We start from the raw sequence: 15,317 nt of genomic DNA on the forward strand, positions 1-15,317 counted from the left end.
ATAAATAGTTTTTTTGCATGGCTGTTAATAATTTTTATATTTAAAAACAATCAGGTAAGAGGATTAGGATTTTCGGTATTAATTACCTTTTATTTAGGGTTTGTTTAAAAATTAAATACCTGCGTAAATTACGGTAAGTAAATCTTAGTTTTGTCAGTGCGTTTATTTAATTTGAAACTGTAAGGGTGCTATCTATTGGGGTTTTACAGGATAATACCCGCTAATTAATTACGGATATCCTGTGGTGAGGAATTATTCCTGCCTGATATTCTGTGACAGAAAATAGATCTGCCGCTGTCTGGTAACTCTCCGTCGCTTGCACCACACTGTGTAAAGTTTGTGATGCTGTTCCTGCATCGCTTCAATTTTAAAAATGAATCGATTAGCGTAGTGGCTGTCTACAGAATGCAAAACAGTTCGGCACAACCCGTGAGGATAAAGGTAAGTATGGTCAAGGTGGACAAATGGCACTCTCTGGCGATGAGTGTGTTGCTGATAACAGTATCGGGCGTGGCGAAAGCTGACTCGCTGGACGCGCAACGCCAGCACTATATGCAGATTAAACAGGCGTGGGATAATAATCAGATGGATGTTGTCAGTGAGCTGATGCCAACGCTGAAAGATTATCCCCTTTATCCTTATCTGGAATACCGGCAACTGACGCAGGAGCTGGGCGATGCGACTCCGGCGCAGGTGAATGCCTTTGTGAAGGCTAATCCGACGTTGCCTCCGGCGCGTTCCCTGCCAGCACGTTTTGTAAACGAACTGGCGCGCCGTCAGGACTGGAACAGCTTGTTGTCTTTCAGCCCGCAGCCGCCGAAACCGGTTGCCGCCCGCTGTAACTACTATTATGCCAAATGGGCCACCGGCGATCAGAAAACGGCCTTTGATGGCGCAAAAGATATCTGGCTTACCGGCACTTCATTGCCGAACACCTGCGATAAGCTGTTTTCCGTCTGGCAGGGCGCAGGTAACCAGACCGCACTGACCACGCTACAACGCATCGGTCTGGCGATGAAAACCGGCAATACTAATCTGGTGAACTTCCTGGCAAAGCAATTACCGCCGGATTATCAGACTATGCGCGATGCGCTGCTGGATTTGCAAAATAACCCGAATACTCTTGAAAGTTTTGCGCGCAGCGTCGGGCCGACTGATTTTACCCGTAATGCCACCAGCGTTACGTTTGCGCGTATCGCCCGTGATGATGCTGAAAATGCCCGTTCGATGATCCCGGTTCTCGCGCGTCTGCAAAAGATGAGTGACAGTGAACGTCTGGATCTGGAAGAAGCCGTCGCCTGGCGCTATATGGGCAGCGACGCCACACCGGAACAGGCTGCATGGCGCGATAACGTCATTCTGCGCAGCCATTCCACCACACTGGTGGAGCGTCGCATTCGTATGGCGCTGGCCGCCGGCGATCGTCAGGGGCTGAGGCAGTGGCTGGATCGTCTGCCATCGGATGCGCTTCAGGAAGATGAATGGCAATACTGGCGTGCGTCAGTCATGATCGATAACGGTCAGCGCCCGCAGGGTGAGGCCATGCTGCGCACCTTAATGAAGGGACGCGGATTCTATCCGATGGCCGCAGCACAGAAGCTCAATGTGGCTTATCCGATGCAAATTTCTGTCGCGGTAAAACCGGATGCCAGCATTGCTAAATTGCCGGAAGTTGCCCGCGTCCGTGAGCTGATGTACTGGCAGATGGACAACCTGGCGCGGACCGAGTGGAGCTATCTGGTCAGCAGCCGCCCTGAATCTCAGCAGTCGGCACTGGCACGTTACGCTTTCGAGCAGAAATGGCCCGATCTCAGTGTACAGGCGACCATTACCGGCAAGCTGTGGGATTATCTGGAAGAGCGTTTCCCGCTGGCGTGGCCGGATGAATTCCGTCAGGCCACCAATGACAAAGGCATCACACAAAGCTACGCGATGGCGATTGCCCGTCAGGAAAGTGCGTGGAATCCGAAAGCCCGTTCACCGGTGGGAGCCGCCGGTCTGATGCAGGTGATGCCTGCCACCGCGCAACATACTGTGGACATGTTTGGCCTGCAGGGTTACAGCAATCCGGCACAGTTGCTGGATCCGCAAATGAATATCACGATTGGCACCCGCTATCTGGAATATGTCTATCAGATGTTTGGCCGCAACCGTATTTTATCCAGCGCCGCTTATAACGCCGGGCCTTCCCGTGTGAATACCTGGCTGGGCAACAGCGCGGGCAGGGTGGATTCGGTCGCGTTCATTGAGAGTATCCCTTTCTCTGAAACTCGCCGGTATGTTAAAAATGTGTTGGCATATGATGCGTTTTATCGCTATTTTTTACATCAACCGGCCAAGATTTTGACGGATGCCGAATGGCAGAGGCGTTACTGATCCCGAAGTGTTTATGATAAGCTGCTGTACTAGTTTAATAGTATGGCAGCCCGCTCATGACTCAACGATCCATCACTGACCCTGCTCTTTCCCAACAAGGTAATGAGGACTGGCAGTGCTTTCTGGCACTGCTACAGCAATCTTTTGCTGAAAATCTGCATCAGGATCTGCTGCAACTGCTTCTGACACCCGACGAGCGCGCCGCGCTGGGAACGCGGGTACGTATAATTCAGGAGCTGATGCGGGGGGAGATGAGTCAGCGTGAGCTGAAAAGCCAGCTGGGCGCCGGTATCGCCACGATAACCCGGGGATCGAATGGGTTAAAAACGGCACCGTCAGCGCTAAAGGATTGGTTGAGCGGGCAACTGCTTGAAGACAAAACGGGCGACTAAAGCGCCCGTATCAATCTTAAATTCAATGGGTCTGTGCGCGGGTTTGATAAACCGGATTATGGAAAGGTGCTAAAGCCAGCACCAGCGCCTGATGATAAACGCTGGTACGTGTCAGTTTTCCGGCGGTAAAAATGCCGATGGCGCCGCCTTTGCGCTTCACTTCTGCAATGCCCGTCAGTTTTTCCATTTCATCTCCCAGTTCGCTGCCCTGGTTAATCCCCTGTAAAATGATTTCAGGTAACATTAAACTGGCTGAACGTGATTCGCCGCGCTGGTGCATATTCTCAATGACCATCCAGGCGAAGGTCATATTGTCTTCGATACCCGCTTCTACGCCGACCCAGAAGTCAGCTTCGGGACGAACCTGACGTGCGCCGATAACACGATGGCGCGCTCCGGTCCGGGTTTCATTACTGCCGATAGGTTGATTGGGTACGCCACTGTCGACGTCAACACCTTCAATGCGAAATGCCTCAGCGCCGAAAATATCTTCAAAAGCCATGGCGATCGCTTTGATTTTTGCCGGGTTAGTGGTTGCAGCGACAACATGATACATAGAGTTTTAGCATCCTTTAGCAAATTTCACGCAGTATAACGGAAAACACTCATGTTACAGGTATATCTCGTCCGTCATGGCGAAACAGAATGGAACGCCGCCCGCCGTATTCAGGGGCAGTCAGACAGTCCGCTGACGGCCAAAGGCCTTTATCAGGCCCGTCAGGTTGCTCAGCGCGTACGTAATGAAGGGATCACTCACGTTATCACCAGTGATTTAGGACGAACCCGCCACACGGCGCAGATTATTGCTGATGCCTGTGGGTGTAAAGTGATCGAGGAGCCCCGTTTGCGCGAACTGCATATGGGCGTGCTGGAAGAACGTATTCTGGATGGCCTGACGGAGCAGGAAGAAACATGGCGTAAGCAAATGGTCGATGGTTCACCAAAAGGGCGTATCCCCGAAGGTGAAACGATGACTGAACTGGCCGTGCGTATGCGTGCCGCGCTTGACAGCTGTCTGGATTTACCGGCGGGAAGCAAGCCGCTGCTGGTCAGCCACGGTATTGCGCTGGGCTGTCTGATCAGTACGATCCTCGGATTGCCGGCGTATGCGGAACGTCGCCTGCGTCTGCGTAACTGTTCATTGTCGCGTGTCGATCATCAGCAAAGCGCATGGCTGGCAAATGGCTGGATTGTGGAAACGGCGGGCGATGTATCACATCTTGATCTGCCCGCGCTAGACGAGTTGCAACGCTAACGCCGGGAGGCGTTAGCGGCGGATTGGGATCAGGTAATCACACCGTATTTCAGTTGGCTCGGTGCCTGGATCACGGCCATTGGTGTAAAAGCGTTCGATATCCTGTCCCTTTCTGCGAGTCAGTTTCAACGTTGGCAGACAGGTGCTGTACAACGTCAGAATAAACTCCTGCAGATGCTCCGGTGTGCCATCGTAGTGGAACATGGCATATTCACCGTGCTGTAACACAATCGGCTGACCTTCAACGTTTTCAGGCAGGTGCTGAGCTTCCAGCGCTGTTGTGTACAAGACTTCCTGCTCATCATCTTTCTCCTGGCTTGGACGAGAATGGTGCAGGCCATAAAGAATAGGTGGCAGCGTTTTCGCTTCGCCAATATATTGACGCCAGAAATGTCGACGCATCTCGTTGCGGTACGTGGTGATTTGCTCCAGCGTACATGAATAGCTTTGCGTCATGCCGATCAGATGCTGTTCCGGCAGGGAGATATATTCGGGTTGCGGCAGTGTGAATGCACCCAGGCGGATAGGCGGGCAAATACCAAATGAATGCCAGTCTTCAGCACGACGATACAGTGCTGGCGTCTGTGCGAACTGTTTTTTGAAAGCCCGGGTAAACGTTTGTTGAGAGTCAAAACGGTACTGAAGGGCGATATCTAAAATCGGGCGACTGGTGAGGCGCAAAGCAACAGCCGCTTTCGACAGACGGCGGGCACGAATATAAGCGCCAATGGCATTATTAGTGACGTCTTTAAACATGCGCTGCAGGTGCCACTTGGAATAGCCGGCCTTGGCTGCGACGTTGTCGAGTGACAAGGGCTGGTCTAAATGGGTTTCTAACCAGCTAAGAAGGTCACGAATGATTCCTGCTTGATCCATAGATCGTCCTCGTTGAACTAAGATAGATGCACAGAATGATGGGCGGCATAATAGCAACTTTTTCCCGATAAGACTTCTTAAGAATTTTTTGGCTATCTGTGCTATTCACAGGTGTTACAGAGTATTTCCTTCAAAAAGTGTGAATGCACGCTTTCTGATTAGGGTTTCTTTAGAAAACAACGTCATGCTAATGATGTGGAGTAACTTAATGAATAAATGTTGGATTTTTGTGTTTGGGATGTTTGTTTTTTGTTCCGGAGCAGCACACGCAGAGCAAGTAGGATCGGTGGATACAGTCTTCAAGTTATTCGGTCCGGACCATAAAATTGTGGTTGAGGCCTTTGATGATCCTGATATTAAAAATGTAACTTGTTATATCAGTCGTGCCAAAACCGGCGGAATTAAGGGCGGACTCGGTCTGGCCGAAGATACGTCCGATGCGGCGATTTCCTGCCAGCAGGTAGGACCTATTGATCTCAGCGATAAGATTAAGCAGGGGAAAGACAAAGGCACCGTGGTTTTCCAGAAACGGACTTCTCTGGTGTTTAAAAAGCTTCAGGTTGTGCGTTTTTATGATGACAAACGCAATGCGCTTATCTACCTGAGCTATTCCGATAAAGTCGTGGACGGGTCACCGAAAAACGCACTCAGTGCGGTGCCGATCATTCCGTGGGGACACATTGAACCCTGAGTTTCAGTGGGGATCCCAATCAAAAGGCCAGCTTTCGCTGGCCTTTAACGTTTTATCACATTGACTACAGAGCGGTTGGCAACCTTCTGTATCAGTCTTCCAGGTCACCGCAGAAACGGTAGCCTTCACCATGGATGGTGGCGATGATTTCCGGCGTATCCGGCGTTGCTTCGAAATGCTTACGAATGCGGCGGATCGTCACGTCAACAGTACGGTCATGAGGTTTCAGCTCGCGGCCGGTCATTTTCTTCAGCAAGTCGCCACGGGTCTGGATTTTGCCTGGGTTTTCACAGAAATGCAGCATGGCGCGGAATTCACTGCGCGGTAATTTGTACTGTTCGCCCTGCGGGCTAATCAGTGAACGGCTGTTAATATCGAGTTCCCAGCCATTGAATTTGTAGCTTTCAACCAGACGACGTTCTTCACCGGTAGTACCCAGGTTCATCGTACGGGACAGCAGATTGCGTGCGCGGATGGTCAGTTCACGCGGGTTGAATGGCTTGGTGATGTAGTCATCAGCGCCGATTTCCAGACCCAAAATTTTATCTACTTCGTTGTCGCGGCCGGTCAGGAACATCAAAGCAACGCTGGCTTGTTCGCGCAGTTCGCGTGCCAGCAGCAGGCCATTTTTGCCTGGCAGGTTGATGTCCATGATAACCAGATTGATGTCATTTTCGGAGAGAATGTGGTGCATTTCAGCGCCATCATTGGCTTCATGAACCATGTAGCCTTCTGCTTCAAAAATGCTCTTTAACGTATTACGTGTCACTAACTCGTCTTCGACGATCAGAATGTGAGGGGTCTGCATGATTGCTACCTAAGATTGCCAACAAATAGAAAATAGGAGTACAGAAGTCCTTGTTATCCCAATGAATTTTGATGCCTTATTGGCCATCTCACTCGTTACATGACTAAAGTACGTAAACGCGTTCTCGATGCAATTTCCATCAACGGCAACAACATCGCAAGCTCGGTCAGGGATTCCACTTTCTGCAGTTCCACGGGGTCCTAAAGCGGCGCATATCCTAACCCTATTAACAGCAATATAACAGCCAGTGCCGAAATTACCACCCAACAAAATTACGGTTTGTTGACATATATCAAGTTCAATTGTAGCACGGTAACAGAACAGTGAAAAACACTTACAAGAATGCACGCTTGAGTCACATTTCGCCCTTTATTGTACACGATTCAGCAAATGATGAAGAAACAAAGATAAATGCAAAATCTGTATGTATCCTTATTATATATCCATATGAAAAATAATGACTAATTTTTTAACTTCGTATGCTTATCCTGACCAGCCGCTTTTTTACCTGTCGATTAAGCTTTTCCGATAAAATAAAGGAATATATCAAGTCGGCTGTTAAGTTCTTGTGAAGAATATAAACGATGAATAGATCTGAAACAGGGTAAAATTTCATCGCTGAAATACAGGCGACAAATTGTTCTCTCTTCCTACAAAGGCGTGATATGCAACTTCATATTATTTTAGTGTCACCGGCCCGCCCGGAAAATGTCGGTGCGGCAGCCCGCGCAATGAAAACCATGGGCTTTGCTTCCTTGCGTATTGTAGACAGTGGCGCACATCTGCAGCCTGAAGCCGGCTGGGTGGCGCATGGCTCGCAGGAAATCCTGCAAAATGCGCTGCATTTCAGCACGCTGGCAGAAGCGCTGGCCGACATCGATTTTACGGTGGCGACGACGGCCCGCAGCCGGGCCAAATTTCACTATTACTGTACACCTCAGGAATTACAGGGGCAGCTTGAAGAGAAAAGCCAGTGGGTGAATCATGCCGCGTTGGTGTTTGGCCGTGAGGATTCCGGGCTGACCAATGAAGAACTGGAACTGGCTGACGTGCTGACCGGCGTACCGATGGTAGCGGATTATCCTTCGCTGAATCTGGGGCAGGCAGTCATGGTGTTCTGTTATCAGCTCTCTTCGCTGAATCAGATAACGTCCGTGAAACCAGCACATGCCGAAGCCGGACAGTTATCGGCATTGCGTGCGCGGGTCGGACGTTTACTGGAAAATGTCGGGGCAGAAGATGACCAGAAATTGTCCGACTGGCTGCATCAGCGCCTCGGTCTTTTGCAACAGCGCGATGCGGCAATGTTGCATACATTGCTGCATGACATCGAAAAAAAGCTGACCCAATGATGTGAGGTGAATCCTTGCCGCTACAGTTCTATATCCGGTGCAACGAGAACAGAGTTATCGATCACACTGGAAATGGATTTAAAGGCAGAGAATTATCCATTTGATTCTGTCCGTGATTAACCGGACGAAAACAGAAAAAAATTGACTTATTGTGCCTTATGCTTTAGCTAATAGAGGCAGACAGAGTACAAACCAAAGACAGACAGAAAATAAAAATGCGAATCATCAGCCTGAACACAACAATTATTACCACCACCGATACCACAGGTAACGGGGCGGGCTGACGCGTACAGGAAAAAGAAAAAAAGCCCGCACCTAACCAGTGCGGGCTTTTTTTTTACATTTAAACGAGAGCTTCAGGAGAGAACCAGAAATGCGAGTGTTGAAATTTGGCGGGACCTCGGTAGCAAACGCAGAACGCTTCATGCGGGTTGCGGAAATTATGGAAAGCAATGCGCGTCAGGGACAGGTCGCGACGGTATTATCCGCGCCTGCCAAAATCACCAACTATCTGGTCGCTATGATTGAACGGACTGTCGCAGGGCAGGACATTCAGACCATCATGAGTGATGCGGAAAACATTTTTGGTCAGCTGATCACCGGTCTGGCGGCAGTGCAGCCGGGCTTTGATTTGCCGAAAGTGAAAGCGTTTGTCGATCAGGAATTCGCTCAGCTTAAACAGTTGATGCACGGTATTACGCTGCTGGGACAATGCCCGGACAGCGTAAATGCCTCCATCATTTGTCGTGGCGAGAAGCTCTCAATCGCCATTATGGAAGCAGTGTTTGTTGCCAAAGGCTTTGGCGTCACTGTCATTAACCCGGTCGAAAAACTGCTCGCTCAGGGGCATTACCTCGAATCAACCGTGGACATCAATGAATCCACCCGCCGTATCGCCGCCAGCGCTATTCCAGCCGGTCATATCGTGCTGATGGCCGGTTTCACTGCCGGTAACGAGCAGGGCGAGCTGGTGGTGCTGGGACGTAACGGTTCCGATTATTCAGCTGCCGTGCTGGCCGCCTGTTTACGCGCTGACTGCTGTGAAATCTGGACAGATGTTGACGGTGTGTATACCTGTGACCCGCGCACTGTCCCGGATGCCCGCTTACTGAAATCAATGTCTTATCAGGAAGCGATGGAGCTGTCGTACTTTGGTGCGAAAGTGCTTCACCCGCGTACCATCTTACCCATTGCTCAGTTCCAGATCCCCTGCCTGATTAAAAACACCACCAACCCCCAGGCACCGGGCACTCTGATTGGCAGCGAAAGCCTGGATGATAATACACCGGTGAAAGGCATCACCAATCTCAACAACATGGCAATGATCAACGTTTCCGGTCCGGGGATGAAAGGGATGATCGGCATGGCAGCACGCGTGTTTGCTGTGATGTCCCGTTCGGGTATTTCCGTGGTGCTGATCACCCAGTCTTCTTCCGAATACAGCATCAGCTTCTGTGTGCCGCAGAGCGAGCTGGAGCGCGCCCGTAAAGCGCTGGAAGATGAGTTTTATCTCGAGCTGAAAGACGGTCTGCTTGAGCCGCTGGATGTGATGGAAAAACTGGCGGTCATTTCGGTAGTCGGTGACGGCATGCGTACCCTGCGCGGCATCTCGGCGAAATTCTTCTCGGCACTGGCGCGCGCTAATATCAATATCGTGGCCATCGCCCAGGGTTCTTCCGAGCGCTCCATCTCCGTTGTGGTCAATAACGACGATGCGACCACCGGCGTACGGGTCAGTCACCAGATGCTGTTCAACACAGATCAGGTCATTGAAGTTTTCCTGATCGGCGTCGGCGGTGTGGGCGGGGCGTTGATTGAACAGATCCGCCGTCAGCAGGCGTGGCTGAAAACCAAACACATCGATCTGCGTGTTTGCGGTATCGCTAACTCCCGCGCATTGCTGACCAATGTGCACGGTATTGCGCTGGAAACCTGGCGTGATGAGCTGGGTGCAGCGAAAGAGTCGCTGAATCTTGGCCGTCTGATCCGTCTGGTGAAAGAGTACCACCTGCTGAATCCGGTGATTGTGGACTGCACTTCCAGTCAGGAAGTGGCTGATCAGTACGCCGATTTCCTGGCTGACGGCTTCCACGTTGTAACGCCGAATAAAAAAGCCAATACCTCATCAATGAATTATTACTATCAGTTGCGTAAGGCGGCGGATGGTTCACGCCGTAAATTTCTCTACGACACCAATGTCGGCGCAGGTTTGCCGGTAATTGAAAACCTGCAAAACCTGCTGAACGCAGGGGATGAGCTGGTGCGTTTCACCGGTATTTTATCCGGCTCGCTGTCATATATCTTCGGCAAACTGGATGAAGGCATGTCATTGTCTGCTGCGACCTTGCAGGCGCGGGATATGGGCTATACCGAACCGGATCCGCGCGACGATCTTTCCGGTATGGACGTCGCCCGTAAGTTGCTGATTCTGGCGCGTGAAGCCGGTTACAAACTGGAACTGACGGATATCGATGTGGAATCTGTTTTACCACCGTCCTTCAATTCAGAAGGCAATGTGAATGAATTTGTGGCGCGACTGCCGGAACTGGATGCCGAATTTGCGCAGCGTGTTGCGCAGGCCACCGCCGCAGGTAAAGTATTGCGCTATGTTGGTGCTATCGAAGACGGGCAGTGCAAAGTAAAAATCGATGCTGTCGATGGCAATGACCCGCTTTATAAAGTAAAAAATGGGGAGAATGCGCTGGCGTTTTACAGCCGCTATTATCAGCCGTTGCCGTTAGTTCTGCGTGGCTACGGCGCGGGTAATGATGTGACGGCGGCAGGTGTGTTTGCCGATCTTTTGAGAACGCTGTCATGGAAGTTAGGAGTTTAATATGGTTAAGGTGTATGCCCCGGCTTCAATCGGGAACGTCAGCGTAGGCTTCGATGTGTTGGGCGCGGCCGTTTCTCCTGTGGATGGCACGCTGCTGGGGGACTGTGTTTCCGTTGAGCCAGCCACCGTCTTCAGTCTGAAAAACGAAGGCAAGTTTGTGTCTAAACTGCCGGATCGTATGGAAGACAACATTGTTTATCAGTGCTGGCAGCGTTTCTGTCAGGAAATCGGCAAGCAAGTGCCGGTGGCGATGACGCTGGAAAAAAACATGCCGATCGGCTCAGGTCTGGGTTCCAGCGCCTGTTCTGTGGTTGCCGGTCTGATGGCGATGAACGAGTTTTGTGGTAAGCCGCTTAATGAAAACCAGATGCTGTTGCTGATGGGTGAGCTTGAAGGGCGTATTTCCGGTAGCGTGCATTTCGATAATGTCGCGCCATGCTATTTAGGCGGCATTCAGCTGATGCTGGAAGAACTCGATATCATCAGCCAGCCTGTGCCAGGTTTTGACGACTGGCTGTGGGTGATGGCGTATCCGGGCATCAAAGTTTCAACGGCCGAAGCGCGTGCCATTTTACCCGCGCAGTATCGTCGTCAGGATTGCATCAGCCACGGACGTTATCTGGCGGGCTTTATCCATGCCTGTCACACTCAGCAACCCGCACTGGCTGCAAAGCTGATGAAAGATGTGATTGCTGAGCCTTACCGTACCCGTCTGCTGCCAGGTTTTGCCCAGGCGCGCAGCGCCTCAGAAGAAATTGGTGCGCTGGCTTGCGGGATTTCCGGCTCAGGCCCGACGCTGTTTGCGGTGTGCAATGACAGCGCGACAGCGAAACGTATGGCTGACTGGTTGCAGACGCATTATCTGCAAAATGACGAAGGCTTTGTTCATATTTGTCGTCTTGATACCGCGGGCGCGCGGGTATTGGGATAACTCGATAATTTATTGGGATAACTAATGAAACTGTACAACCTGAAGGATCATAACGAGCAGGTCAGCTTTGCTCAGGCCGTCAAACAAGGCCTTGGAAAACAGCAGGGATTATTCTTTCCGCTGGAACTGCCGGAGTTTGAACTGACGGAAATCGACCGTTTGCTGGAACTGGATTTCGTCACCCGCAGCAGCCGCATTCTTTCTGCTTTCATCGGCGATGAAATTCCGGAAGAAGAATTATATCAGCGTGTGAAAAACGCGTTTGCTTTCCCGGCACCTGTCGTCAACGTGGAAGAAGACATTGCCTGTCTGGAACTTTTCCACGGCCCGACCCTGGCTTTTAAAGATTTCGGCGGCCGCTTTATGGCGCAAATCCTGACTCAGGTATCGGGCGATCAGCCGGTGACCATTCTGACTGCGACTTCCGGTGATACCGGTGCGGCAGTGGCGCATGCATTCCACGGCCTGAAAAATGTGCGTGTGGTGATTCTGTACCCGCGCGGCAAAATCAGTCCGTTGCAGGAAAAACTGTTCTGCACCCTCGGTGGCAACATTCATACCGTCGCCATCGACGGTGACTTTGATGCCTGTCAGGCGCTGGTGAAACAGGCATTTGATGATGAAGAGCTGAAATTTGCGCTGAAACTGAATTCGGCGAACTCTATCAACATCAGCCGTCTGCTGGCACAGATTTGTTATTACTTTGAAGCCGTTGCCCAACTGCCTCAGGAAGCGCGCAATCAGTTGGTGGTTTCCGTGCCAAGCGGTAACTTTGGTGATCTGACAGCCGGTTTGCTGGCGAAATCTCTCGGCCTGCCGGTGAAACGCTTTATCGCTGCGACCAACGCCAATGACACAGTGCCGCGTTTTCTGTCTAACGGTGAATGGGAGCCGAAGAAAACCGTTGCGACGCTGTCGAACGCAATGGATGTCAGCCAGCCCAACAACTGGCCGCGCGTGGAAGAGCTGTATCGTCGTAAAACCTGGCAACTGAAAGATCTGGGCTTTGGCACAGTCAGCGATGACACCACCGAAGATGCGATGCGCGAGCTGGCCAATATCGGTTATATCTCGGAACCTCACGCGGCAATTGCTTACCGCGTACTGCGCGATCAGCTGCAGCCGGGTGAATTTGGCCTGTTCATCGGGACGGCGCATCCGGCAAAATTCAAGGAAAGCGTGGAAGCGATCCTGGATCAGGATATCGGTTTGCCGAAAGAACTGGCGGATCGCGCTGACCTGCCATTGTTGTCGCACAATCTGCCGGCTGATTTCAGCGAAATGCGCGCATTCCTGATGGCATTACCTGAATAAATAGCCTGCTTCTGACATGTAAAAGCCCTCTCCGCGAGGGCTTTTTTATATACGCAGATCAAAAGGATCAGCGTTCTGGGCGGGTAAAGACCAGTTCATTACCTTGCGAACGTGATTCATCAAACCCGTAACCTTCCAGATTGAAATCCTGAAGCTGTTTCGGCTTATCAAGGCGTTCTTTGATGATAAACCGGCTCATCAGGCCGCGCGCTTTTTTGGCATAGAAGCTGATGACTTTATATTTGCCGTTTTTCTCGTCGAGGAATACCGGCTTGATAATTTCGCCATCCAGCAGTTTAGGTTTCACGGCTTTGAAGTATTCATCGGATGCCAGATTCACCAGCACCTGGCTTTTTTGTTCGCTGAGTAAGTGGTTGAGTTTTTCAGTCAGTAAATCTCCCCAGAAGGCGTACAGATTAGCGCCCTGTGGGTTTTCCAGCCGGATACCCATTTCCAGCCGGTAAGGCATCATCAGATCCAGCGGGCGCAGCAGGCCATATAAGCCGGACAACATCCGCAGATGTTTCTGAGCAAAATCAAAATCTTTCTCACTGAAATCTTCTGCCTGCAGGCCCGTATAAACATCACCTTTAAAGGCCAGCAAAGCCTGACGCGCATTTTCCGGTGTGAAATCCGGCTGCCAGTCATTGAAACGTTCTGCGTTGAGATGGGCCAGTTTATCGCTGATCCCCATCAGTGAAGAGATTTGCGCCGGGGACATTTTACGTGCCACGGTGATCAGCTGGCTGGATTTATCCAGCAACTCCGGTTGAGTGTAGCGCGTTGTCGCAAGCGGGCTTTCGTAATCGAGCGTTTTGGCAGGTGAAATAATGGTTAACATAGTCTCGTCCGTTGGTCAGTGACGGTTCACATTCAGGAATCTTTGTGGCCTCACTGTAGCAAAAAAGCCACGGCGATGGAGGCATGATATCGATAGGTAAAAGCAGACAACGTCAGCGCGGAGGCATTTTTTTATCCCAGACACCAGGCTGGATCTGGCCGCGTAATTCAGGGTAATGGTCAGGGTTAAACACCGGTATTTTCCCCATACGTCGCTGACGTTCATAATCTTTCACCACGCTGACCGCAATTCCCGAGAGCAGCAGCAATGCGGTGAGATTGAGTATTGCCATCAATGCCATAAAGATATCAGCCAGCTTCCATAACAACTGAATTTCCAGCAGACATCCGCAGAACACCATGGCGATGACCAGTAACCTGAAAATCATTAATTTCAGAGGTGAAGAACGGTGAAAGAAATTCAGATTGTTTTCGGCATAGGCATAGTTTCCGGCAATCGACGTAAATGCAAAAGAGAAGACCAGTATGGCCAGAACCACATGGCTCCAGCTTCCGGTCACCGGCATAATCGATTGTTGTATCAGCCGGATACCGGTTGCAGCGTCAGGTTGATCAAGGGTTCCTGACGTCAGGATGATCAGCGCAGTGGCAGTACAAATCACCATGGTATCGATAAAGACTGCAAACATCTGACTGAATCCCGCCATGGCCGGATGGCTGACGCCGGCCATGGCCGCTGCATTGGGTGAAGAACCGACACCGGCCTCGCTGGCAAAAGCGCCGCGCTGCATTCCCTGTGTGATGGCCTGTGTTATGCCATATGCCAGTGCGCCGGATGCCGCCTGTTGTATGCCAAAGGCACTTTTGAATACCAGCACCAGCACCTGGGGCAATCTTTCAACTTGATGACCAATGACCCAGATGGCCAGCAACAGATACGCGAAGGCCATCATCGGCATTAGCCATTTTGTAAGCCCGGTTATTGCCCGTATACCGCCGAAGATCAGTATTGCGATCAGTGCGGATAAAATGCAGGCGGTGACCAGTGCCGGTATATGCAGAAGGTGAAAAGAGGCCTGCGCAATGGAATTAGCCTGTAAGGCACTGAAAATAAAGCCACAGGAAATCACCATCAGTGAAGAAAACAGGACACCCATCCAGCGCATTCCCAGCCCTTTTTCCATGTAATCCGCCGGACCACCACGAAATTTCCCCTGAGCTGCATTGCCTTTGTAAACCTGCGCCAGCGTGTTTTCTATCATTGCCGTCGCCATGTTGAAAACCGCAATTATCCACATCCAGAAGATTGCGCCGGGGCCGCCCAGCGTAATGGCGATGGCGACACCGGTGAGATTGCCGGTACCAATACGCGATGCAAGGCTCAGACACAGCGACTGCCACGGGGAAATACCTCTCGCGGTGTGTTTTTGTTTATAAAGTGTGGAGGAGAAAAGGTGGCCAAAATGACGGAACTGAATAAAGCCAAGCCGGAACGTGAGGTAAATGCCGGTGCCGCACAGCAGGTAAATCAGGATCGAACTCCAGAGAATTGTGTCGAAAAAATCCAGCAGGTCGTTCATGAATTGTCCTTGGTTGATTCGCCCTTCATCGTTTTTATTTGTTTGCTTGCGGGCAATGACCACTTTGGGTGGCTAACATACCTTTTTTATCGAATGGGTGACATAGGC

General features: G+C 51.0%; 14 protein-coding genes and 1 other annotated feature. Of the genes, 9 read left to right on the forward strand and 5 right to left on the reverse strand.

Annotation, left to right across the window (positions count from 1 at the left end):
- Nucleotides 1-447: 447 nt before the first annotated feature.
- Nucleotides 448-2,376: a murein transglycosylase gene (gene sltY / locus ACOZIO_RS09200; protein WP_129953264.1), complete on the forward strand. Its 1,929-nt coding sequence runs from the start codon at nucleotides 448-450 to the stop codon at nucleotides 2,374-2,376.
- Between the two features lie 56 nt (nucleotides 2,377-2,432).
- Nucleotides 2,433-2,768, forward strand: coding sequence for a trp operon repressor (gene trpR / locus ACOZIO_RS09205; protein WP_129953263.1), 336 nt, complete (start codon nucleotides 2,433-2,435; stop codon nucleotides 2,766-2,768).
- A gap of 22 nt (nucleotides 2,769-2,790) precedes the next feature.
- Here the strand turns inward: trpR and yjjX are convergent, their stop codons facing one another.
- Entirely contained in the window at nucleotides 2,791-3,324 is a 534-nt protein-coding gene (gene yjjX / locus ACOZIO_RS09210; protein ID WP_047609789.1) for an inosine/xanthosine triphosphatase, read from the reverse strand.
- Between the two features lie 51 nt (nucleotides 3,325-3,375).
- Here yjjX and gpmB point away from each other — a divergent pair, with 51 nt between their 5' ends.
- Nucleotides 3,376-4,023 carry a 2,3-diphosphoglycerate-dependent phosphoglycerate mutase GpmB gene (gpmB, locus tag ACOZIO_RS09215; protein ID WP_421595203.1) on the forward strand — a complete coding sequence of 216 codons (648 nt, stop codon included), beginning with the start codon at nucleotides 3,376-3,378 and terminating at the stop codon, nucleotides 4,021-4,023.
- A gap of 12 nt (nucleotides 4,024-4,035) precedes the next feature.
- Here gpmB and robA read toward each other — a convergent pair whose 3' ends face one another.
- Nucleotides 4,036-4,899: an MDR efflux pump AcrAB transcriptional activator RobA gene (gene robA, locus ACOZIO_RS09220; RefSeq protein ID WP_129953261.1), complete on the reverse strand. Its 864-nt coding sequence runs from the start codon at nucleotides 4,897-4,899 to the stop codon at nucleotides 4,036-4,038.
- A 208-nt stretch (nucleotides 4,900-5,107) separates the two neighbouring features.
- Between robA and creA the strand changes: the two genes are divergently transcribed.
- Nucleotides 5,108-5,590 carry a protein CreA gene (creA, locus tag ACOZIO_RS09225; RefSeq protein ID WP_421595204.1) on the forward strand — a complete coding sequence of 161 codons (483 nt, stop codon included), beginning with the start codon at nucleotides 5,108-5,110 and terminating at the stop codon, nucleotides 5,588-5,590.
- 91 nt (nucleotides 5,591-5,681) lie between these two features.
- Here creA and arcA read toward each other — a convergent pair whose 3' ends face one another.
- Nucleotides 5,682-6,398, reverse strand: a complete 717-nt coding sequence (gene arcA / locus ACOZIO_RS09230) for a two-component system response regulator ArcA (protein WP_013577079.1) — start codon at nucleotides 6,396-6,398, stop codon at nucleotides 5,682-5,684.
- Nucleotides 6,399-7,063: 665 nt separating this feature from the next.
- Here arcA and ACOZIO_RS09235 point away from each other — a divergent pair.
- The 5 genes from ACOZIO_RS09235 to thrC all read left to right on the forward strand — a co-directional run bounded on the left by ACOZIO_RS09235 (nucleotide 7,064) and on the right by thrC (nucleotide 12,828).
- Nucleotides 7,064-7,750 carry a tRNA/rRNA methyltransferase gene (locus ACOZIO_RS09235; protein ID WP_129953259.1) on the forward strand — a complete coding sequence of 229 codons (687 nt, stop codon included), beginning with the start codon at nucleotides 7,064-7,066 and terminating at the stop codon, nucleotides 7,748-7,750.
- A gap of 215 nt (nucleotides 7,751-7,965) precedes the next feature.
- Nucleotides 7,966-8,034: a thr operon leader peptide gene (thrL, locus tag ACOZIO_RS09240; protein ID WP_071823645.1), complete on the forward strand. Its 69-nt coding sequence runs from the start codon at nucleotides 7,966-7,968 to the stop codon at nucleotides 8,032-8,034.
- Nucleotides 7,973-8,089, forward strand: a sequence feature (Thr leader region). Its footprint overlaps the gene before it by 62 nt.
- A gap of 34 nt (nucleotides 8,090-8,123) precedes the next feature.
- Nucleotides 8,124-10,583, forward strand: coding sequence for a bifunctional aspartate kinase/homoserine dehydrogenase I (gene thrA, locus ACOZIO_RS09245; RefSeq protein ID WP_129953258.1), 2,460 nt, complete (start codon nucleotides 8,124-8,126; stop codon nucleotides 10,581-10,583).
- 1 nt (nucleotide 10,584) lies between these two features.
- Nucleotides 10,585-11,514, forward strand: a complete 930-nt coding sequence (gene thrB, locus ACOZIO_RS09250; RefSeq protein WP_129953257.1) for a homoserine kinase — start codon at nucleotides 10,585-10,587, stop codon at nucleotides 11,512-11,514.
- A 24-nt stretch (nucleotides 11,515-11,538) separates the two neighbouring features.
- The gene (gene thrC / locus ACOZIO_RS09255; protein WP_129953256.1) at nucleotides 11,539-12,828 is read left to right on the forward strand and encodes a threonine synthase; all 1,290 of its coding nucleotides are present in this window, start codon (nucleotides 11,539-11,541) and stop codon (nucleotides 12,826-12,828) included.
- A 67-nt stretch (nucleotides 12,829-12,895) separates the two neighbouring features.
- On the opposite strand, the gene yaaA is transcribed toward thrC, so the two are convergent.
- A complete protein-coding gene (gene yaaA / locus ACOZIO_RS09260) occupies nucleotides 12,896-13,669 on the reverse strand; it encodes a peroxide stress protein YaaA (protein WP_129953255.1) in 774 nt (257 codons plus the stop codon).
- Between the two features lie 112 nt (nucleotides 13,670-13,781).
- The gene (locus tag ACOZIO_RS09265; protein WP_129953254.1) at nucleotides 13,782-15,209 is read right to left on the reverse strand and encodes an alanine/glycine:cation symporter family protein; all 1,428 of its coding nucleotides are present in this window, start codon (nucleotides 15,207-15,209) and stop codon (nucleotides 13,782-13,784) included.
- Nucleotides 15,210-15,317 lie beyond the last annotated feature (108 nt).

The organism is Rahnella sp. PD4 (genome assembly GCF_049199325.1).
Lineage (GTDB): Bacteria > Pseudomonadota > Gammaproteobacteria > Enterobacterales > Enterobacteriaceae > Rahnella > Rahnella perminowiae.